A 22,937-nucleotide genomic window follows, 5' to 3' on the forward strand; every position below is an offset into this window, starting at 1 on the left:
ATTCGCGGATCCCTTATTCAATTGTGACCGTGTTCGTGGAACAAGCTATATGATAAACATTGTATAGAAAAAAAGGAGTCATGTGTAGTCTTAATTCCTCTTTTATCTATTTTCTTCTTTTTAGTCCTGTTTTGTCAAATATACATCTCTTGGTTTACTACCTCGAGCAGGAGATACGATGCCGCGAGCTTCCATATCATCAATTAACCTCGCTGCACGGTTGTAACCCATCCTGAAACGTCTTTGTAGAAGTGATGCGGAAGCTGTTTGCTGCTCTAAAACAAATTCACACACTTCTTCAAAAAGATCATCCTCTGCCTCAACAGCCACCTGCTCCTTTAATTCATCTTTTTCAAATAAAAAGCCGGAGAAAGTTGATTCTTTTACGTAATCAACGACTCGATCTATTTCATCGTCTGAGACAAATGTTCCTTGAATTCGAACAGGCTTAGATCTTCCACTTTCTAGAAGAAGCATATCTCCTTTACCTAACAACCTTTCCGCTCCGCCTCCATCAAGAATGGTTCTGGAATCGGCTTGAGAAGAAACAGAAAAGGCCACTCTAGTAGGAATATTTGCTTTAATTAACCCTGTAATGACGTCCACTGAAGGTCGTTGAGTAGCTACAAGTAAATGAATGCCGCACGCTCTCGCTTTCTGGGCAATACGACAGATGGAATCTTCAACTTCCTGTGGGGACACCATCATCAGATCTGCCAGTTCATCAACTACAATTAGTAAGTAAGGGAGGCGTTTATCTGTTTGGCCTGAACGATCCATTTTCTCATTATATCGGGATATATCTCTTGCACCCTCTTCAGCAAAACATTCATAACGTCTTTCCATCTCTAGTACTGCCCATTTCAATCCTTCCGTTGCTTCTTTAGGATCAGTAATTACTGGAGCAGCAAGGTGGGGGATGTCATTATATGGCGCAAGCTCAACCATTTTAGGGTCGATTAACAATAAACGTACTTCTTCAGGGGATGCCTTATATACTATACTCGTCAAGATTGAATTGACACACACACTTTTCCCTGACCCTGTAGAACCAGCAATTAATCCATGAGGCATTTTTTGCAAGTCGGTGACCACCGGTTCACCTGAAATATCCATTCCCATAGCTACCGTCAACGGGGATTTGGCTTGTTTAAATGTTGGGTGTTGCAAAATCCCTCTTAAAAATACCGGTTCGGAAACATCATTTGGTACCTCAATACCTACTGTACTTTTTCCAGGAATAGGAGCTTCAATGCGAATATCTTTCGCGGCCAAACTCAACTTTAAATCATCTGTTAAGTTGACGATTTTGCTCACTTTCACCCCTGGTTCAGGGTGCACTTCAAATCTCGTGACACTTGGCCCCTTTGTCACATGAACCACTTCTGCTCGAATATGAAAATAATCGAACGTTTCATTTAATTTCTTTGTCTGCTCATCAAGCCAAGATTGGTCTTCATTCGATCTTATTGTAGGCATATTTAAAAGATGAAGAGGTGGGAACGCGTACGCAGATGAACGATTCGAACTCTCTTGAACAGATGAGTCATTTTTCTTATAGTCCCACTCGCTAATATTGTCATCAATCTGACGGATGGGTTGTACGGTTTGTCTAAAGGATCTACTTGGTTGTTTTTCTTCTATATTTTCAGTATCTTCAGTTTTAATTTGAACATTTTTCTTTATAGTTTGTTCACGTTCATCCACTCGTTTGACTGTTCGTCTATTATTATTCGCTTTAGGTTTAAATGGAACGATGTTCTCTTTGACATTCTTGCTAGAATCCACCGCTTCCTTCTGTTCTTTATGAAAGTCACTTACATAAACTTCATCTTTTCCTTTCAAACTATCGTCATTTTGCTCCTTAATATTTTGTTTTTCTGGTGCTTCTTCTTTGTTTGTCCATGCATCCGATTGGTTCTTATCTTGATTCTTTCTCGGTTGGTAACCATAGATTGGCGAAGGAATGGTTTGAACGGCGAAGTGATGCCCTTGAAACTTCTCTTTTGTCTTCTTAGAAATTGAAGTACCGTGAGGACTCACCACTTTTTCCTCTTCTTTTTCCTCTTCTTTTTCCGTTGTACTTTTTTGATTCTTTTCAATCACGTTTATCTTTCTAGGTTCCTCATCTTCGATCAGGGGAAAACGAAAGGACCCGTGTTTAGGATATTGGCTAATCATTCTCACTTCATCTTTATTTTTATCCACGTTTCTGTTAGAGGCATATGTATTTTTAAATGACTGCTTTTCTGGCAGTGTTTTCTCTTCTTCGTTGTCTGGAAACATCCATTTCTTTATTTTGAAAAAATAGTTATTTAGTGCCTTCTTATCCATCTATCATCACCTATTCCTTATAACGATTGTTTTGATCTTCTCAAATTTATTTCTGGCTTTTCTTCATAAGAAAAATAGAACTGGAGATCATCACTCTAGTCCCTTACATCCTCTATTATAAACACATGGTGCAAATGGAGACTTTCTAATCACTCGAAAAAAGAACCACCTTTAAGGTGATTCTTTTTAAGTACTTCTTTCATTTTACCTTTAGAAACAGGGAAAATCATCAATCTTTTTTCGCTTCTTTAGGCTTTTTCTGCGCGAGAATAAAGATTGGCTCTAGTTCTCCGTTCTCATACATAAACGGCAAAGCAGTTAAAGGGACTCTGCCTTGGGAAAAGAACTGAAAGACCATTTGTGCAAGAACATCGTAGCCGGTTTCATTTTGAATGTCTGCAAATATAAGCACATCGTGATGAGGGATCGCTACAGCTAATTCCCCTAAAGCTTTATCGGACATTTCTTTAAGTAAGGACTCGTTAAGGATTCTACTGGCATCATAGCCATCATCCATACTTAAAAAATAAAATGTATTTCCCGCTACTTTGTCCTGTTTCATCGTATGTTTTAACGACCGAAGATTAAATTTAGCGGCCTCTTGAATTTCTTGAAATGTTTTCCCTTCCTTCGCAAGCATTTCTTCATCAATTAATGAATAAGAAGCTCCTTGGTCCACGGCATAAAACACTCTTGTTTCAGCAGTGTGATCTGCATGAAGCAATTTACGGCCGTCATTTGTTTCCGTTTCAAAGGATGTGGAGCGGATAACCGGGAAGATGTGACTTTCATTTCCAGCTAGCTTCACTTCAGTCGTTAACAGCGTTAATCCTTCTTTAATTGTTTTCATAGTATCTTCCAAAGCTTGCTCTTTGTTTTCTTCAAATTTCGGCGCTAAGTTAGCCAAATTGATTGTCAACCCTTTATCAACTCTTTTATCAATAATTCTTAAGGTTCCTTGTTCTCTATCAAAGGATGTTACCCAATGTTCGTTGGTTAATTGACTCTCTATTTCACGTTTTAATTGAATTGGTTTCATCTTAATACCTCCAGTACGTTCCCATTTTAACATGATGTTCATTATTCACCAATGATTCTGCATTTAGCGGCAGTTCGTCAGCTGAAAGGAGAAGGATCTATTCTAACGGAGCCCAAGTGATAACTTTTTATATGATCAAATAAACGAAGTTTTATAAAAATACTTTATTGCTGTATGAAAGCATGGGCCGAATCTTTCTTAATCTTTTGAAAAAAGCAGCCCCCTAGAGAGCCGCTTAAATTGAATTTATTTTTGTTTTGCTTCCGTCAAAAAAGAATCAATTTCTTCTTTTGACTTTCGGTCTTTACTGACAAAACGATGGATTTCTTCTCCCTTTTTAAATACAAGAAAACTAGGAATACCAAAAATCTGTAGATCTTGGCACAATTCAATAAACTCATCACGATTTACTTTGTAAAAATTCAAATCACGATGATTTTGTTGTAATTCAGGTAAAACAGGTTCAATCACAACGCAGTCTGGACACCATCCTGCTGTGAACATCAGTACGGAACCTTCTTCTTGAATGACTTCTTGATAATGTTCCATTGATTTTAGTTCTTCCATGACAAACACTCCTTCTTATGACCTCTCGATGGCCATATCTCCTAATTTAATGATATTCTTTTTTCTTAACCATTCAGATAATACGAAACTAAGTATAGCGGGTAATAGAAAATGCAGCAAAATAATACTTAAGATGACGGACATACCACTCCCCATTGTATGGATTGTCATAATCTGTCCTACAAAGCCACTGGTTCCCATGCCTGCCCCCGCTTGATTGTTTTCCATATAAAACACCATTGTTGATAAAGGACCGACAATGGCTGCCGTAACAGTTGGAGGGATGAGAATGGCAGGATTTTTCACGATGTTTGCAATTTGTAACATAGACGTACCGATTCCTAAAGCTAATAACCCTGACCAGCGGTTTTCTCGAAAGCTACTCACTGCAAAACCAATCATTTGAGAAGCACAGCCAACAGTGGCAGCCCCTGCAGCTATTCCTTCAAGCCCCAGCATAATGGCAATGGCTGCACTTGAGATTGGGGCAGTTAGAGCAAGTCCCATAAATACGGCAACTAGTACTCCCATCAAAAATGGTTGCTGCTCCGTCGCCCACATGATAAATTGACCAAATTGACTTACTATGCTTGCAATAGGTGGTCCAATCAACATAGCGCTTCCAACACCTGTAATAATAGTAACGAGAGGAGTGACAATAATATCTATTTTTGTTTCTTGAGAAACCATTTTTCCAATTTCAGTAGAAATTAACGCTGCCAGAAAGCTACCAACTGGACCTGCCATTTCACCCCCTGCGGCACCACTAACGACTGCAGCAAATAATACAAGTCGCGGCGCACCTAGTCCATAGGCCACTGCAACTCCAATGGCTGGACCTGAGAGACTCATCGCTGTTTGACCCATCTGAACTAAAAGAGAAGCCCCCGGTACCACACCTTCAAGTTGGGAACCAATCGTTTCCATAATCAATCCGATAATTAAAGAGGAAAATAATCCTAAAGCCATGTAACTTAACGTGTTTACGACATAGTTTTGAAATGTTGGTTCTATTCCTTTACGCTTGAAAAACTCTCTCATGACAAACCCCTTAACGTATGAAATTTATTATCCTTTTTAAAATATCTATGGAACAAGAAGTAGCCGCATCGTTCACTTAACCCACGGTTTGAACCTTTTCAGTTCTATTATTTTCAAATATACCATAACACAATCATCCTTTTCACTTTGCAAGGATAAATATTGTTTTCTTTTCATGTGATCAGGGAAAAACATAAACTGGATGTAACTTTTAAGGAGGAGATCAACGATGAACTTAACCGTGTATTTAGCAGGTCAAATCCACGATAACTGGAGAAGCGAAGTAAAGGAGAAAGCAAAAAATTTACCTCTTCACTTTGTTGGACCGATGGAAAACCATGACCGTTCAGACAATATCGGCGAAGAAATATTAGGTGAGCAACCTAACTCTATTTTCAAAGACGACGCAGCTTCAAAGATCAATAATTTACGGACACAAGTGTTAATGGAGAAATCAGATGTTGTGATCGCTTTGTTTGGTGATAAGTATAAGCAATGGAATAGCGCAGCAGATGCAGCATCAGCAGTTGCCTTGAATAAACCTCTTATAGTAGTCCGACCTAAAGAGCTTCATCACCCATTAAAGGAGCTTTCCGAAAAAGCACAAGTGACGGTGGAGAATATAGATCAAGCAATCCAAGCTTTATCTTATATTTTTGAAGAATAGGTTTGAAATAAGTAAATCTTATTGAACTGAAAAAAGATCATCAACTTTAAATGAAGTTGATGATCTTTTTTATCATAGCCTAATCTTTAAGAAATCTTTTGTATTGACCAAACAAGAGCTTATTAATATGAATAAACATCTCTGCACGGTTTACATTTCCTGCCGTGAAAATGCCTACTGCCCCTTGACCTTTACGCACATCTCTCTCATTTAACCAGGAATCCATCGCATCCCCTAGCTCTTTTCCTTCTTGAACCATTCTAGCAATCGACTTAGGCAAGGGGATTCTAGCGCCAGATGCCACAAACAGATGCTTATCTTTCGAGACGAGAGCCCCCCAATTACACAAAAACAACTCATCATCGATGGTCATCACTCCTCCCTCGAGGCCAATGGCTAATTCTGCTTGTTGATCATGAATAAGAAAGTTAGCTCTGTTTAAAGCTCCTTCTTTCGTTTCCCTATCAGAGAATGGCTGAGAAGACACAGATGAAGGAGCATTCACCCCTTTAATGACATATTCTTGTCCAAACACAGCTTTAACTGAGGCAATTTTTGCTGGGTTTTCTGAACCCACATAGAGTGTCGGTCTCATAAAATACTCCTTCTCCTTCATTCCTACTTAATCAGTCTCCGTTAAGCGCATCGTCCTTCTTCTAAGAGTATGACCAAATCCAAAAAAAGAAGTCTCGATTAATGAATCGAGACTAGATGGTTTCTATTACACATTATCACGAATGGTTTTTAAAGTCGTTTGATCTGTTTGGCGAACTAGAGTTGTAATTAACTCTTTAGCCGCTGCGTAATCATCAATGTGAATCATTGATGCAGCAGTATGAATATATCTTGAACAAATTCCTATCACTGCAGATGGTACCCCGCTATTGGAAATATGCACTCTCCCAGCATCCGTTCCACCTTGTGATATAAAGAACTGATAAGGAATATTATTCGTCTCAGCTGTATCTAGAATAAATTCCCTCATTCCACGATGGGTCACCATCGTACGATCAAATATCCTTAATAATGCACCTTTACCTAAATGTCCAAAGGCATCTTTTTCACCGGACGCATCGTTAGCTGGACTGGCGTCAAGTGCATAAAAAATATCGGGCTGAATCATGTTTGCTGCGACTTGAGCACCTCGAAGACCAACTTCCTCTTGTACAGTGGCTCCGGAAAATAATATATTTGGTGTTTTTTCCCCTTTTAACTCTTTTAATAATTCAATTGATAGTCCTACACCATAGCGGTTATCCCAAGCTTTCGCCAACACTTTTTTGTTATTTGCTAGTGTCTCCATAGGACAGATTGGAACAATTTGCTGCCCCGGTTTAATACCAATTTTCATCGCATCAGCATGGTCATCTGCACCAATATCGATGTACATATTTTTAATTTCCATAGGTTTACTACGCTTTGCCTCATCTAGTAGGTGAGGGGGCACAGAACCAACAACACCAGTGACTGGACCACTATCAGTAATAATTTGCAATCGTTGAGCAAGTAATACTTGACTCCACCAACCGCCTAATGTTTGAAAGCGAATCAACCCTTTTTCATCTACTGAAGTCACCATGAAACCGACTTCATCCATGTGTCCGGCTACCATTACTTTGGGACCTTGTTCATTCCCTCGCTTGACACCAAACACTCCACCTAAGCCGTCTTGAATCACTTCATCACTATATTGACCTAATTGTTTCTTTACGTATGCTCTTACTTCATGTTCAAACCCTGGTGCTCCAGGAAGCTGAGTCAATGTTTCAAACATTTGATACGTTTCTTGATTCATAAAAAAACTCCTCCTATGTTTATGTATCTTCCTTATCATTTTAACGAATAGTCAGAATGGTTTCCACTTTTTTCGTAATACGAAACAATTTCCCCTAATTCATTTTTGTTATTTTATTTAAAATTTTGAAGAAGATTGGCTTTTAGATGATGTTTCGATATACTTAGAATGAAAGCCATTACAAGATTATTTATTATTCTTAGAAAGAAGGTGTATTTCATGGGTTGGAAACGATTCGCAGCAGGTGTAGGAGCTGGGGTAGCTGTTACCATTCTTGCAAAAAATCAGCTGGATAAAACAGATGGAAAACTATCACCGGAAAAAGCTTTGAAATTAGTTAAACGAAAAACCACCAATCTCGGAACCATTGAGGGATCTTGGGTACATATGGTTACGGAAGAATTTGAGCATGACCATTTGTTGTATCAAGTCTATCGTGGCGGTATTACTTGTTCAGATGAAAATGGAAAAATGGATGCCTATGAATTTTTTGTAGATTCCTCCACTGGAACTGTCCTTGCCTTGAATAAACAAGATAATTAGTATTCAGTACCTCACAGACTTTTCTGTGAGGTTTTTTTCATTAGATTATACAGTTGCTTTGTCACTCTCCTAACGTGATTTCCATTAAAACTCGGAATTCATATTCCCGAATGCCCTATCAACGAACTGGTATTTAAAAGTCCTAAATCTAATTCGTTCTTTTGACCCATTTCATTTTCCCCCTTAAGTTTCCTTACCCCCTTCTCTCCCTCTGTATTTCATTTTTTTCATAAACGGTTATTTTTTTTATCTTTTTTTGTTTTATTTACCTATCTTAGGACTCATAAAAATTTGTCGTATTTTGTAGAAAATTTGGTCTAATAGGAGTAAGAGCTTGATTTCCTAACTATTCTAAACTCATACTTATTTAGAAAATTTAGAATAATGATCCAATTGTTGCAAGGAAAAAATCTATCGACAACCGAAATAAAAGAAGAGTAGAAAATAAATCAAATCATTTTTTATCGATTTTTGGAGGTGATTCATTTCAACGGTTTTGGTACGAATAACAATTTTGACTTTGTTTAACCTCATTTCTCTTTTACAAGAGTATTGATTTGAGCACAAAGGAGCGGACAGCTTCATGGGAATTAAACAGAGTCTCATTTTAAATTATTTTAGGAGGGGTTTTTTTGAAAGGTATATTAAAAAAGAAAAGCGCATTTATTTTTCTCAGTACTTTGTTATTTTTGTCTAGTTTTGGTGGAATGGCGATGGGGCAAACACCAGATCGTTCTTTTGAAAGTTTAACGGAATTAAAAGGATCCTATGATTTTTCGTCCGATGACGACGTCACTGTCATGATTCAATTAGACGAGCCATCTGTAGTAGAAGCAAAACATAAAGGGAAATCGCAATCAAAAGGAAAGATTGAGTCAGCCAGAGATAAAGTCATCGCAGACATCTCTGCTAAGTTGCCGGATAGTCAAGTTGACCGAGAATATGACTACTTATTTTCTGGTTTAGCTTTAACGTTAACTGAAAAAGAGGTTCTTCAATTAACTGAAGTTGACGGTGTACAAGCCATCTATCCTTCAATTTCTTACGAAGCGAACGAATTTGAGCCTGAGTTGATTTCTGATGAAGCTTTTTCACCAGCAATGATGGACAGTGCCCCTTTCATTGGAGCCAATGAAGTATGGGAAGATTTAGGTATTACTGGTCAAGGTGTGACAGTAGCAGTTATTGATACTGGTGTGGATTATACTCACCCAGACCTTGCCCATGCTTTTGGTGATTATAAAGGTTATGACTTTGTAGATAATAATGACGATCCACAAGAAGGTCCAGGACAATATCATGGAACTCACGTGGCTGGAACAATCGCCGCCAATGGAAGAATCCAAGGTGTTGCACCTGACGCTAGCCTTCTTGGCTATCGAGTTCTAGGTCCTAATGGTGGAACAACTGCAGACGTTGTGGCTGGGATTGAATTAGCTGTGCAAGATGGTGCAGATGTTATGAACCTTTCCCTTGGAGCAAGCATAAATGATGCCGATTGGGCAACATCGATTGCACTTGATTGGGCAATGGCTGAAGGAGTTGTTGCGGTGACGTCCAATGGGAACAGCGGACCTAACAATTGGACCGTCGGTTCACCTGGAACGAGTCGTGAAGCCATTTCTGTCGGTGCCACTCAACTTCCATACAACGAATATGATGCTACTCTATTCACTAGTGAAGGAACAGAATACCCTTCTACGGAAGTCATGGGATTCAGTAATGATGAAGACTTACTTGCCCTTAATGAGGGGGTGTATGAATTCTTCAATGCAGGTTTTGGTACAGTAGCGGATTTTGAAGGAACAGATGCAGAAGGAAATATTGCACTTATTTCACGTGGGGCGATCCCATTCGTGGAAATGGCTGAAAATGCTGCTGCAAATGGAGCTGTTGGAGTTATTGTTTACAATAACGCAGACGGTCCGATTCCATTCGTCATTCCTGGAATGGACGTTCCAACATTGAAACTAACTGCCGCTGATGGTCAAAAAATGCTTGAAGAACTGGAAAACGGGAATAATGAAGTGAGTTTTGAGATTGATTTTGCTAGAGAAGTTGGAGAAACGGTGGCTGACTTTTCTTCCAGAGGACCAGTATATGGTACATGGATGATTAAGCCTGACGTTTCAGCACCAGGTGTAGATATCGTCAGCACATTCCCTGATGACAGTTATGCATCTCTTCAAGGAACAAGCATGTCCGCTCCTCACGTAGCAGGGGCTGCAGCACTCTTATTAGAGAACAATCCCGATTGGAATACCGATCAGGTCAAAGCTGCATTAATGAACACAGCAGAGTCAATCAGTGACGCTGACGGAAATGTTTATCCATTCAATACTCAAGGCGCTGGTAGTATTCGTCTTGTAGAAGCATTAACAACCGAAACATTAGTCACGCCAGGCTCTTACTCTTTCGGTGTCTTTGAAAAAGAGAATGGCCGACAAGTGGAACGCCAGCACTTTGAAATTATGAATCTCTCCAACGAGAGAAAGCGTTACGAGATTGATGTAGATATTTACGATGGTAGTGATAGTATTCGAGTAAGTACGAATAATAACTTGAATGTGAAAGCAGGCAAAAGTCAAAAGGTAAACATGAATGTTGAAGTGAATGCAAGTGGATTAGAGGCAGGATATTATGAAGGGATGATCACTCTCACTCATGGTAATGATGAGATCGAGGTACCGACTATTCTTTTCGTGATGGACCCTGATTATCCTCACTTGAGCTATGGAGGGATCACTAGCGTAAGCGATGAAGGAATCTTCGACTTTTATTTAAATTTAAATCGTGATGTAGATTACGTAGAGACGTATATTTTCACTGCTGGACTAGCTCCAGTGGCCTTTGTAGAGGAATTTGGCAACCTGCCTCAAGGGGAACATGATCTTACAGCGGATGCTTCAGACTTTTATGATCTGCTTCCACCTGGAGAGTATGCTTTTGTTACATTTATCGGTAAAGGTGATGTGGAAGAAGGATATGTGGTTGGCTATTTTGAAAAATAATTTTAACTTAGCATAACAATAAAAGCTGTTCAAAGGGGTGAATTCCTTTGAACAGCTTTTTCTTTCTATAGAGATTTCTTACTCATTCGATCGGTCTCGTTCAAGACTATCAATCACTTCTTTTCCAGAAGAATCCCACTTTAATAGGCGATATTTATAATCATGATAAAACATAAACCAAGATTCTTTTTCAATTGCCGGTAAGACATACTGTTGCTTCTTGGCGATGGAATCGATTGGGTAATCATCATAGGCAAGAACCCATAGAACGTTTTGATGGGCGTGTGTCGGCATAATATCTGCCATATGCCAGACCTCTTGACCACCTCGCTTTATGTGAAAGATACAATGGCCGGCGCTGTGCCCGCCCGTATGAATTAGACGAATACCCTGAAGAACTTCCTTTTCATCTTTAAACGTTTTTACTTGACCAGAGATCGCTTTCCAATTCTCTTCAAAGTAAGTGTTTCTAGAACGAATATTTGGATGACGTATCTCATCCCACTCCGTTTCTTGAACGTGGATGATCGCGTTTGGAAATGTAGAAACCAACTGGTCGTCTTGCCACATTGTTAAGCCACTGGCATGGTCGAAGTGCATATGCGTCATTAGAACTTCATCAATATCTTCTCTAGTTAAACCAAGTTCCTTCAAATTGGTATTAATCGCTGATTCTTCCGTCATACCATAGTTTTTTTTCGCTTTTTCAGAAAGTTTATCATTCCCCATGCCTGCTTCAAGCAAAAGGTTTTTACCATCTGCTTGAATAAGAATCGGATCAGATCTTAATTCAATTTGATTTCGGTCGTTTACAGGATATTTTTTTGACCATAGCGCTTTTGGCACAACGCCAAACATCGCTCCCCCATCCATATGGGTGTCTCCTCCGTTTAACCATGTGAGTGTTACATCATCTGAGATTTTCCATTGCTCCATTGCCATCTTGTGTTTATCCCACCTTTTTTATTTAGATCAGTATACCTCTTCTGCGTCGAAGCATGATTAACCTGTCAGAACAGCTTATCAACTTCAAAGAGTTTGACCTCAAAATTTATCGGTAAGCTTCGACCCTGAAAATCCTCATCCCTTTACTGGAAAATTTCTCTTCATATTCTGTCATAATGTTGTCTTCCATGTCACTGGAATGCAAATCAAGACTGACATTTTTCAGTTTCAAACCGTAATGAGTGAAACTTTTTAAAGAATATTCGAACAACCCTTGGTTATCTGTCTTGAAATGGATCTCACCTGTGTCTGTTAATATTTCATCGTATTTTTTCAAAAAGCTTTCGTGAGTTAAACGTCGTTTAGCATGCTTGTTTTTAGGCCATGGATCAGTAAAGTTGATATATAGACGATCCACTTCCCCTTCACTAAAGAAATCAGTAATGTTATGAACGTCTTCTTGTAAAAACAAAAGATTCGATTTCGGTTCTTCAATGACGCGTTGAACACCCGTAACAAGAACACTTTCATATTTTTCGACCCCAATAAAATTTGTATTAGGATACGCAGCGGCCATTCGAGAGACAAACTGCCCCTTCCCTGTGCCCACTTCTACAAATAAAGGAGACGTTTTTTCAAATCTCTCTGTCCACTTCCCTTTCCACTTTTGCGGATCACTTTCTACTACTTCAGGATGATTCTCAATGAGCTCAGCAGCCCACGGTTTATTTCTTAAACGCATCTCGAATTTCACACTCCATTATTAATAAAGATCTTTTTTACAAAAGAGCCAAACCTGTATTATTTCGATACTAACTCTTTAAAATTAAGAATATCATAAACGAAACAATCACGTTAAGTTCCTTACGTGTTATTTTTTTAATGGTACGAAACATGTGTATTTTTTCCATAGAAGGGAAAACAGTAAAATAGGTATAACTACGATTCAAATAAAACAACGGAGGGTGTTTAGATGAGTATTCAACAAATTTTAGAACAGCTTCAGTCGTTACTGAAACAGCAAAAAGAGAATAGTGGAGGAACAAAAGAAGAATTCAATAAAATTGAAGGAATTATTAAAGTTTTAAGAGAAGAAAACATTAATGAAAATTTTGACGGTACGATTCAAGAAATTCATTCGTACGTAGATAAGTCAAAAGAGACAGATAGCTTGGATGAATGGGTACAATTCCACAAATTGAACTTATCCAGATGGGTGGAGGAATTGTCTTTATTAATTGACGGTGGTGGCAAAGTGACCATTGATTATGAACAACGAAAAGGCAGAGAAGTCTAATTTTCTCCTCATGCGTATAAAATCGTTGGATTCTCACATCCTTTTCTCATAGGGGTTCCTTTGTAACCCTAAATGAAAGGATGAGAACAAATGTCGATTGATTACCATCACCAACTCGAATTGTTAAACGATATTCTTGAAAACCAGTTAGATGAACATTATGGGAGTCACGATGAATTTCACCAATTGCAAAGTTTGATTCAATCGCTAACACAAAACCCTGATGTTCCTCTCGAACTGAAACAAACACTGGCAGCGATTGAACAATATGCATATCAGCATGACCAAGAAGGACAGCATGCAATCTCACCTTCTCCGGAACTTTCACAGTGGATCCAAGCTGTTCAATCCACAAACCAGCAATTAAAGTAATATTGGTTTCATTTATGAGGTAGTCAACACTGACTATCTCTTTTACGATCCTTCAAATGAACACTTTTTTACCTTCCGAAAAGGGATGTGTCATCGGCTTAGCCAATGACACATCCCTTCCGTTTTACTTATCTTTTTTGTGGTGACCCGCTTCATGAAGAATTTCACTTAAAAGGTCAGACCATTTTGTAATATCATGATATTCGTGTCGTTGCCAGTACCATAGGATATTCTCTACGCATTGAGCAACCATGTACCATTGCATTCGCTTCATTAAATTAGCATCCATTGATACTCCGTATGTTTGTAACCAAGACGACCAGTCGTCCCTGGGAATGTATTCATATAAGAGAGGTGCTAAGTCCAGTGCAGGATCAGCTACTTGCGCCCCATCCCAGTCAATTAAAAACAAATTATTAATGTCATTATGAATCCAATTATTATGGTTTACATCTGCATGACATACGACATAGTTGTCTTCGCTATAATAAGGGGTATGATTCGAAAGCCAAGTTAACGCTTCGTTCACATACGGATCCTGTATATGAAGATGCTCTGTTTTCTTAATTATATTTAACCGAATAGCTTCAGGAGTTAAAGGTCGGTTTCCCATTCTTTTAAACATATCCAGTAAATCTTTTGATTGATGAATCTTAGATAATAACGCGGCTACTCGATTATCGTGCATTTCGTACGATTTCAATTCTCGGCCGTCTACCCATCGTTGAGCAGTAATTACATCCCCGTTTTCAAGACGTTTCGTCCATAACAATTTGGGTACGATCCCTTCAGCAGAAAGAACGGCCAAAAACGGTGAAGAATTTCGTTTTATAAAGATTTTTTGTTCTCCTTGTTCAGCAACATACGCCTCGCCAGTAGCTCCACCCGCTGGCCTAAGCTGCCATCCTTCACCCATGAAATGTTCCAATCGTTTCACCCTCATTTTCATTCATCACTTTTTATCCGGACGCAAATTACTTTATACAATCATTCATTGAGTGTATAAAAGTCTTTTACCATTGTAAATAAGTTTGCTTGTTTCTTCAACTTAAACTCGTGATTTTTTTATAAGCAGGAATTCGTAAGGTTCTAATTCTGTGTATTCTCCAATAATTGATGTATTTATGACGGAAGCATTACTTGTACTAGAAACTAAAATTTCCCAATTACCAGGTGAAGGAAGGATAATCTGAAATCTTTTTCTAGTCGGATTCACGTAAACACAAAAATCCCTCTCGTTACCTAATAAAGTAAATCCAAATACAGGCGCCGGTGTTGATAGAATGTGTAGCCTTCTATCTATTTCCGCTTTTGATTTCATTCGAAACACAGGAAAGTCATTGCGGATCTTTAATAGAGAACGAACAAAATGAATATGATCCTCCCTCTTTTCACGTTCAGACCAATCTAGTTGATTAATCTCATCAGGAGAAATATAACTGTTACCGTCACCCTTTTTCGACCGGAACCATTCTTGACCTGCATGCAAAAATGGGATCCCTTGGCTAACAATGGTTAAGCCCGTGGCCAACTTATGCATTTCCCTTCTCTCTTCAGCTGCTTCTTCACCATTTGAATGCTTTAACCTGTCCCAAAGAGTATGGTTATCATGACACTCAACATAATTGACAGTTTGCGTAACTTCATGGACAAACGGAGGAATCGTTTCGTTCTCTCCGCTTGATCCTTTCACAAGTTGAGGAAGCCGCTCAATAAATTTTCCTTTTCCGTTGATATACCCGTAATCATAGAAGTCAAAAAGATTTCCTTTAACTGAATCTCTGAAGAAATCGTTGAAAAAGCGAATCCCTAAGACCTGATGTGATTGACTGCTAGTTGCCCGTTGCTCAGAAGCAAAAGCCGTTGGTAATTCCCAACCTTCCCCCAACAGCATGATCGGGTTCTCTTCTATTTGACAGCGTCTTTCAATTTCATTCATCGTGTCGATATCCAATGTTCCCATAAGGTCAAATCTAAACCCATCTATCCTATACTCTGACAACCAATAATCGATTGTATCTAAAATAAATTTTCTAACCATGATTCTTTCCGATGCAATATCATTTCCAACCCCTGTCCCATTACTCAGCGATCCATCAAAATGATATCTAAAGTAGTAGCCGGGGACGAGCTTTTCGAAAGATGATTCTTCCATGATGAACACGTGATTATAGACAACGTCTAAAATGACCGATAACTCTTCTTTATGAATAGCCTGAATCAGACTTTTCAATTCGGTTATTCGAGAAAAAGGGTCTGTCGGATCTACAGAAAAACTTCCTTCTGGCACCTGATAGAAAAGAGGATCGTAACCCCAGTTATATTGGGCGTCAGGCAAGAGATCATCTATACGTGCAAAATCATTCACAGGTAATAACTGCACATGTGTAACACCTAAATCTTTAATATAGTCAAGTCCGGTGGAATAACCTTGTTTCGTCTTGGTGTTTTTCTCTGTTAAACCTAAATATTTTCCTTTATTTAAAACCCCACTGTCTTGGTGGATGGTAGCATCTCGAACGTGTATTTCGTAAATTGAACTATTTTGTAAATGATCAATCACTGGCTTTGGTGTTTCCTTAAAATCATTAGGATCTGTCTTGGAGAGATTTGCGACTACTGCTGCCCTACTGTTCACAGTTAAAGCTTTTGCATATGGATCAACGACTTCTGTCTTACGTCCATTTACAGTAGCCAAATATAAATAGGCCAATCCGTGACAATCTTTATCTACAGAACATTCCCACACACCTTTATCTGTTCTGATCATAGGAATCTTTTCATCAGAAAGACTTAACACAACATCTGTTGCTACAGGGCTCCAGACTCTGAATACCGTATAGTTAGAATGGTACGTTGCGCCAAGTTCCGCGTTGGGAGCAGCGAATTCTTTTTCAAACCATTCCGTTCGAACGATCTTTCTGGTATGAACGGGAATTTCTTTATCATTGAAAAGAAACATCAATTCTTTTCCAATCGGCAATGCTTCCGATGTGCGAAAAAGAACGGTATCTTGATCGATTATTTTTTCAACCAATAACGTCCATTTATCATGATCAACTGAAATTTTTGCTTTTTTTATTCCTATAGTATCTTCGGCTAAATCGTTTCCTTCAACCTCAACAAAGTGAATATCGTCAAGCCAGGCTTTATATTTTCCCATGATGTCTCCCTCTTTTCTTAAGTACAAACCTTAAAGCAAGGTGATTAGTAGTCTCTTCTACGTCCAATTGTTTATAGTCCTTAACCTATAATGAGAGGAATAAAACCTATCCCCAGAGAAAAAACACTTATTATTAAAGGAGCGTTATACGCCAAATGATTCGTCTGAAAATCCGTTTTTTTTTATAATTAGGCAAAAATGCAACATCGTTTCTTGAAATTTTACATACTTTAAAATTTTTGGCCATTAAAACAGGAGATTCTCTGTAGACTAGAGAATCTATAGTATATACATCTTTTATGAGTTAAGCTATGTGTAATATGTTAGCTGATAAAAGTTTTTTTATATTTTATTCCTGTTCCTCTGAAAGTGCTTCTTTCTTTACCTAGTTTTCATATCGATCCATTTTACATTCATGTCTTCTAAATCGTTTAAATTTTTCGCGTTACACCATGCAGTCATCTTAACAATTTACGATCGGAAACATAGTGTCAAGGTACTCTAAAATATGAAAGGATTATGCCTATGAACTATCCTCTTTCAGAACACGATATTTATTTATTTCACCAAGGTACACATTATCATAGTTATGAGTTGCTAGGCTGTCACGAAGCAACTTGGAAAAAAGAAAAAGGATTTCGCTTTACCGTTTGGGCCCCTCACGCATCCAGGGTGTCGATCGTTGGAGATTTTAATCACTGGACCGGAGAAGATTATCCTTTAGAAAGATTAAACAAAGAAGGATTATGGGTAGGTTTTTTTACAAGTATCCCACCAGGCACCACTTATAAATACAGCATTGTTCATTCCAGTGGTCAGCAAATTCTCAAATCGGACCCTTATGCTAGACAATCTGAACTTAGACCAGCTACGGCGTCTCTAACGCCAAATGAAGATCTATATGAGTGGAAAGACGAAGAATGGCAACAAGCGAAGGCTAATTACAACCCTTATGAGTCACCGATTAATATCTATGAAGTGCACTTAGGTACATGGAAAAAAAAATTAGGAGATGAATTGTATACTTATCGTGAATTAGCTCAAGAGTTAATTCCTTATGTGAAAAGTTTAGGTTATACCCATATTGAATTAATGCCTGTAGCTGAGCATCCATTTGATTTATCTTGGGGATATCAAATTACTGGCTACTTTTCAATTACGAGCCGCTACGGGAGTCTAAATGATTTTAAATACTTTGTAGATCAATGCCACCTTCAAGGTATTGGAGTAATTATGGACTGGGTTCCTGGTCATTTCTGTAAGGATTCACACGGTTTACGTCAATTTGACGGGGAACCGCTGTATGAATATCTCGATGAAAGAAAAGCGGAAAAAACATCATGGGGAACACTAACCTTTGATTTTGGGCGTCCTGAAGTGCAGAGTTTCCTATTATCTAACGCTATCTACTGGTTAAAAGAATTTCACATTGATGGCATTCGGGTAGATGCTGTAGCCAGCATGATTTATCTGAACTTCGATAAAAATGATGGCGAAGAAAAGGTCTACAATTCATACGGCGGTGACGAGCATCTTGAAGCTCTTGCATTTCTAAAAAAACTGAATCAAACCGTCTTTCATTATTTTCCAAATACATTAATGATGGCAGAGGATAGTTCAGACGTTCCTCTCGTTACTTCCCCGATCCATGAAGGTGGCTTAGGATTTAACTTCAAATGGAACATGGGCTGGATGAATGACATGCTTACTTATATGGAACACGATCCACTTTACCGAAAGTGGAACCATAACTTGTTAACCTTCTCATTTATGTACACCCATAGCGAAAATTTCGTCTTACCTCTTTCACACGATGAAGTGGTCCACGGAAAGCGTTCTTTACTAAATAAGATGCCTGGGGATCAATGGCAGCAATTTGCAAGCTTACGACTGTTATTTGGCTATATGATAGCCCATCCAGGTAAGAAACTCTTATTTATGGGTGGCGAAATTGGACAATACGATGAATGGAAAGACAAAGAGCAGTTAGATTGGCATTTGTTAGATTTCCCTCTGCATAGAAACATGTTTGATTATGTCACAAACTTAAACCATTTTTATTTAACAGAAAAGGCTTTCTTTGAAAAAGATCATGATCCAGAGGGTTTTGAATGGATCGACCCCCATAATATTGATCAAAGTATTGTTGCGTTTATCCGAAGAGGAAACGATCCTGAAGATGAAAGAATTATTGTATGCAACTTCACTCCAAATGTTATTTATGACTACAAAGTTGGCGTTCCTAAACCAGGTGAATACAAAGAAATTTTCAATTCAGATTCGGAAGAATTTGGAGGATCCGGACAAATGAATCGTGAAGACCATTTTAGTTTTTCAGAAAAATGGCACAGCTTCGGACAACATATCAAGATTATGGTTCCACCTTTAGCTATATCAATCTTCAAAAAAAATAAATCAGAAATTGAGGAGGATGCATAAATGAAAAAAGAATGTGTTGGAATGCTACTTGCGGGTGGCGAAGGGAAACGATTAGGATTATTGACAAAAACTATCGCTAAACCTGCAGTTCACTTCGGAGGAAAATATCGGATTATTGATTTCACACTAAGTAATTGTTCTAATTCAAGAATTCATACGGTAGGAGTATTAACCCAATATTCCCCGATGTTATTAAACAAACATATCGGAATAGGAAAACCCTGGGACTTAGATCGTCAAGAAGATGGGGTGTCGATCCTTTCTCCATATACCGCTAAAAAGGGAGGAAATTGGTATCAAGGAACAGCTGATGCCATCTCTCAAAATATCCACTATATCGATCAATACGATCCAGAATACGTTTTAGTTATTTCTGGAGATCACATTTATCAAATGAATTACGATAAACTGATCGAGCATCATAAAGAGAAAAAATCAGAAGCAACCATATCAGTCATAGAAGTTCCTTGGGAAGAAGCTTCACGCTTCGGCATATTAAATACAAAAGAAAATCTAGAGATCTATGAATTCGACGAGAAACCGTCTAATCCTAAAAGCAATTTAGCTTCCATGGGTATTTATATATTCAATTGGAAGACATTACGGAAGTATTTAACTGATGACTCACAATCAGAAGATTCCTCCCATGATTTCGGGAAAGACATTATTCCAGCTATGTTAAACGATAAACTTCCATTATATGCTTACCGTTTCCAAGGATATTGGAAAGATGTCGGTACCATTCAGAGCTATTGGGAAGCAAATATGGATTTGTTAGAAGAGGATCTATCTTTATCTTTAAATAATAAAGAGTGGCGAACGTATTCTCACGACACAAACTATCCACCTCATTTTATTGACCAAAATGCCGTAGTTCAAAATTCATTGGTCAATTCAGGTTGCTGGATCAGCGGTCAAGTAACTAATTCGATACTATCTGAACGAATTGACGTAGGAAAAGATTCTACCATCCACGAGTCTATCCTTCATCCGGCTGTTCGAGTAGGCAATAACTGCACCATTAAACGGGCAATTATCATGGAGAACGTTTCGATACCTGATGGTGTAACGATCGATGGTACACAATATGAGGAACCAGTTGTCATTGACGAAGAAAATGTACTTGAGTTTATAAAATAATCGAAGAGGGTGGTTTACAATGGATTCTTTAATGGGGTTAATCAATATAGAACATGAACATGATTTTTTAGAAGAATTGACCTATTTCCGCTGCGGAGCCGCTGCTCCTTTTGCCGGTCGATACCGGTTAATTGATTTTACTTTGTCTAACATGGTCAATTCAGGAGTAGAAGAAGTAGCGATCTTTACGAACCATAAATACAGATCTTTAATGGACCATATAGGAACAGGGGCCGATTGGGAGTTAGCCAAACGTCATGGGGGGCTGTTCATTTTGCCTCCAGACTGGAATGATCCAACAGACATTTCCAGAGGTGACCTTCGCCACTTTCATAATAACCGCGACTATTTCCACCGCTCCAAAGCAAATCATGTCATCATTAGCGGCAGTCAATTTATATCTAATACGATTTACAAGAAAGTTTTTGATTATCATTTAGAACGAGACGCAGATGTAACATGTATATCTACAAACGTAGACGACTTTAAACCAGAACACATCTCTCAGCTTCGGATTGAGCATAATGAAGATGGATGGGTGAACAATTTTACGAATGACCAACAAAACCCACACATTTTTACCGGAATATATATTATCAAGAAAGACGTCCTTCTTGATTTAGTAGATCAATGTATTGCCTTTCATAAAGACCACTTTTTCTTTGATGGGATTAAATCAAACCTAGACAAATTAAATATACAATTTTTCAATTACAACGGATATTCTGCATTCGTTAACTCAGTTGAGAGTTTCTATAGACATAATATGAATTTACTGAAGCCAGAAAACTATCGATCCCTTTTCTTTAAAAATCAATTCATTCGAACCAAAATTAGTAATGAGCCTCCGGCTAAATACAGAGAAAGTTCAAATGTAACAGAGTCCATGTTAGCTAACGGATGCGTGATAGATGGTGAAGTGTCCAGCAGTGTCCTTTTCCGAGGGGTTCGGGTAAATAAAGGTGCAAAAGTTAAAAATTCCATTGTTATGCAGAGGTGTACGATTGAGGAAGGTGTCTATTTAGAGAATGTCATTCTAGATAAGGACGTTCATATTACAGCGGGCCAAACATTTATAGGGTCCAAAGAAAAGCCTTTTGTCGTGGCGAAAAGAAAAGAAATATAAGAAAGGAGAAGAGATTCAAATGGAAAAAATATTATTTGCTGCTTCTGAATGTACCCCTTTTGTGAAGACAGGAGGACTTGCTGATGTGATTGGATCTCTTCCCCAAGCACTTCAAGATGCCAAATTAAGTGAAGTAAGGGTCATCTTGCCTTTATATGATGAAATCTCATCCTACTGGAAAGAGAAAATGGAAAGAAAAGCAACCTTTAATGTAAAGGTGGGGTGGCGAGATCAACATGCAACTTTATATACATTAGAGCATGAAGGCGTCCTTTACTATTTTATTGCAAATGAGCTGTATTTCACTCGAAAGGGAATATACGGCTATTATGATGACGGAGAACGCTTTGTATTTTTTAGCCAAGCTGTGATAAGTGCGTTTCCACACCTAGACTATGAACCTAATGTATTACACGGTCATGATTGGCAAACAGGCTTAGTCATGGCATTTGCAAAAATATCTCCCCCCCTTCCTAATTTAAAAACTGTGTTTACCATTCATAACATAAAATATCAAGGAATGATGCCACACCAAGCTTTCGATGACTTGTTTAACTTGCCTATGGAACATTTTTCCGGATTTGAGTGGAACGGCATGATTAATTGTATGAAGAGCGGTCTTTTTCATGCAGATAAAATCACTACTGTAAGTCCTAGCTATGCAGAAGAAATTAAAGACCCTTATTATAGTGAAGGATTACACCCCATCCTTCACGAACGAGATGCAGATTTAGTAGGAGTCATTAATGGAATTAACATCAAAGATTATCATCCAATGAAAGACCCATACATTAAAGTAAACTACAAGCATTCTCGTGTGAAAAAGAAAGAAAATAAAATCTTCCTTCAAGAAGAATTTGGACTTCCTGTCAATCGAGATATCCCTATGTATGTAGCCATATCGAGACTGGTTGAACAAAAAGGATTCCATTTATTAGAACGGATCTTAGAAGATTTTTTACAAGAAGATGTTCAAATCATTATCCTAGGCACTGGTGAAAAAGAATTTGAAGATTCTTTTTCACACATCGCAAGCCGTTATAGAGATAAAATGGTTACCTTACTGAAATTTGATGAAGGATTAGCTAGGCGCCTTTATGCAGGTGCAGATTTCTTTATTATGCCTTCTATGTTTGAACCTTGTGGTTTATCTCAGCTGATTGCCTTGCAATATAAAACAGTACCTATTGTTCGCGAGACCGGAGGATTGAAAGATACAGTCCAACCATTCAATGATTTTACAGGCGAAGGAAACGGATTTAGCTTTACTAACTATAATGCTCATGACCTTCTCTCCGTCTTAATGTATTCTCTTAACGTCTATCACCAACCCGAGCATTGGAGTCGTTTATTAAAGAATGTTAATAAAAGTCAATTTAGTTGGAAAGAGTCAGCAAAAGCTTACGCTGAAATCTACGAGCTATTAGTAGAACCGGCAATGATTGAGGAGTGAACGGA

The 22,937-nt window shown here is 38.3% G+C and carries 19 protein-coding genes; 9 read left to right on the plus strand and 10 right to left on the minus strand.

Features of this window, described 5'->3' with window-relative positions:
• Positions 1-120: 120 nt before the first annotated feature.
• From CR194_RS11655 to CR194_RS11670, 4 genes are all read right to left on the minus strand, one after another.
• On the minus strand, positions 121-2,334 hold the full coding sequence (locus CR194_RS11655; protein ID WP_110609822.1) for a DNA translocase FtsK: 2,214 nt from the start codon (positions 2,332-2,334) through the stop codon (positions 121-123).
• 229 nt (positions 2,335-2,563) lie between these two features.
• Positions 2,564-3,373: a DUF1444 domain-containing protein gene (locus CR194_RS11660; protein ID WP_110609823.1), complete on the minus strand. Its 810-nt coding sequence runs from the start codon at positions 3,371-3,373 to the stop codon at positions 2,564-2,566.
• 246 nt (positions 3,374-3,619) lie between these two features.
• A complete protein-coding gene (locus CR194_RS11665) occupies positions 3,620-3,940 on the minus strand; it encodes a thioredoxin family protein (RefSeq protein ID WP_110609824.1) in 321 nt (106 codons plus the stop codon).
• Between the two features lie 15 nt (positions 3,941-3,955).
• Entirely contained in the window at positions 3,956-4,981 is a 1,026-nt protein-coding gene (locus tag CR194_RS11670; RefSeq protein WP_110609825.1) for a PTS transporter subunit IIC, read from the minus strand.
• A gap of 229 nt (positions 4,982-5,210) precedes the next feature.
• On the opposite strand from CR194_RS11670, the gene CR194_RS11675 reads away from it, so the two are divergent.
• On the plus strand, positions 5,211-5,648 hold the full coding sequence (locus CR194_RS11675) for a YtoQ family protein (protein ID WP_110609826.1): 438 nt from the start codon (positions 5,211-5,213) through the stop codon (positions 5,646-5,648).
• A 79-nt stretch (positions 5,649-5,727) separates the two neighbouring features.
• Here the strand turns inward: CR194_RS11675 and CR194_RS11680 are convergent, their stop codons facing one another.
• Together CR194_RS11680 and CR194_RS11685 are read right to left on the minus strand one after the other, a co-directional pair.
• Positions 5,728-6,243: a DUF84 family protein gene (locus tag CR194_RS11680; protein ID WP_110609827.1), complete on the minus strand. Its 516-nt coding sequence runs from the start codon at positions 6,241-6,243 to the stop codon at positions 5,728-5,730.
• Between the two features lie 126 nt (positions 6,244-6,369).
• A complete protein-coding gene (locus tag CR194_RS11685; protein WP_110609828.1) occupies positions 6,370-7,443 on the minus strand; it encodes a M42 family metallopeptidase in 1,074 nt (357 codons plus the stop codon).
• A 168-nt stretch (positions 7,444-7,611) separates the two neighbouring features.
• Between CR194_RS11685 and CR194_RS11690 the strand changes: the two genes are divergently transcribed.
• Positions 7,612-7,986 (plus strand): PepSY domain-containing protein, encoded by a 375-nt coding sequence (locus tag CR194_RS11690; protein WP_233254325.1) that lies wholly within the window; start codon positions 7,612-7,614, stop codon positions 7,984-7,986.
• Between the two features lie 632 nt (positions 7,987-8,618).
• The gene (locus tag CR194_RS11695; protein WP_233254326.1) at positions 8,619-10,997 is read left to right on the plus strand and encodes a S8 family serine peptidase; all 2,379 of its coding nucleotides are present in this window, start codon (positions 8,619-8,621) and stop codon (positions 10,995-10,997) included.
• Between the two features lie 78 nt (positions 10,998-11,075).
• Here the strand turns inward: CR194_RS11695 and CR194_RS11700 are convergent, their stop codons facing one another.
• Positions 11,076-11,933 carry a YtnP family quorum-quenching lactonase gene (locus CR194_RS11700; protein ID WP_110609999.1) on the minus strand — a complete coding sequence of 286 codons (858 nt, stop codon included), beginning with the start codon at positions 11,931-11,933 and terminating at the stop codon, positions 11,076-11,078.
• Positions 11,934-12,048: 115 nt separating this feature from the next.
• Positions 12,049-12,684: a tRNA (guanosine(46)-N7)-methyltransferase TrmB gene (trmB, locus tag CR194_RS11705; RefSeq protein WP_110609830.1), complete on the minus strand. Its 636-nt coding sequence runs from the start codon at positions 12,682-12,684 to the stop codon at positions 12,049-12,051.
• Between the two features lie 231 nt (positions 12,685-12,915).
• On the opposite strand from trmB, the gene CR194_RS11710 reads away from it, so the two are divergent.
• Together CR194_RS11710 and CR194_RS11715 are read left to right on the plus strand one after the other, a co-directional pair.
• Complete coding sequence (locus CR194_RS11710) at positions 12,916-13,239, plus strand: YtzH-like family protein (protein WP_110609831.1); 324 nt, start codon at positions 12,916-12,918, stop codon at positions 13,237-13,239.
• Positions 13,240-13,329: 90 nt separating this feature from the next.
• Positions 13,330-13,611, plus strand: coding sequence for a YtzH-like family protein (locus CR194_RS11715; RefSeq protein WP_110609832.1), 282 nt, complete (start codon positions 13,330-13,332; stop codon positions 13,609-13,611).
• Positions 13,612-13,735: 124 nt separating this feature from the next.
• On the opposite strand, the gene CR194_RS11720 is transcribed toward CR194_RS11715, so the two are convergent.
• A complete protein-coding gene (locus CR194_RS11720) occupies positions 13,736-14,554 on the minus strand; it encodes a phosphotransferase family protein (RefSeq protein ID WP_110609833.1) in 819 nt (272 codons plus the stop codon).
• A gap of 105 nt (positions 14,555-14,659) precedes the next feature.
• Positions 14,660-16,774 (minus strand): type I pullulanase, encoded by a 2,115-nt coding sequence (gene pulA, locus CR194_RS11725; protein WP_110609834.1) that lies wholly within the window; start codon positions 16,772-16,774, stop codon positions 14,660-14,662.
• 525 nt (positions 16,775-17,299) lie between these two features.
• Here pulA and glgB point away from each other — a divergent pair.
• The 4 genes from glgB to glgA are packed head-to-tail and all read left to right on the plus strand — an operon-like array spanning position 17,300 to position 22,932.
• Complete coding sequence (gene glgB / locus CR194_RS11730) at positions 17,300-19,213, plus strand: 1,4-alpha-glucan branching protein GlgB (protein WP_110609835.1); 1,914 nt, start codon at positions 17,300-17,302, stop codon at positions 19,211-19,213.
• The gene (locus tag CR194_RS11735) at positions 19,214-20,353 is read left to right on the plus strand and encodes a glucose-1-phosphate adenylyltransferase (protein WP_110609836.1); all 1,140 of its coding nucleotides are present in this window, start codon (positions 19,214-19,216) and stop codon (positions 20,351-20,353) included.
• A gap of 19 nt (positions 20,354-20,372) precedes the next feature.
• Positions 20,373-21,479 carry a glucose-1-phosphate adenylyltransferase subunit GlgD gene (gene glgD / locus CR194_RS11740; protein WP_110609837.1) on the plus strand — a complete coding sequence of 369 codons (1,107 nt, stop codon included), beginning with the start codon at positions 20,373-20,375 and terminating at the stop codon, positions 21,477-21,479.
• Positions 21,480-21,498: 19 nt separating this feature from the next.
• The gene (glgA, locus tag CR194_RS11745) at positions 21,499-22,932 is read left to right on the plus strand and encodes a glycogen synthase GlgA (protein WP_110609838.1); all 1,434 of its coding nucleotides are present in this window, start codon (positions 21,499-21,501) and stop codon (positions 22,930-22,932) included.
• The last annotated feature ends 5 nt before the right edge of the window (positions 22,933-22,937 follow it).

Source organism: Salipaludibacillus keqinensis, assembly GCF_003226325.1.
In the GTDB taxonomy this organism is placed as follows: domain Bacteria; phylum Bacillota; class Bacilli; order Bacillales; family Salisediminibacteriaceae; genus Salipaludibacillus; species Salipaludibacillus keqinensis.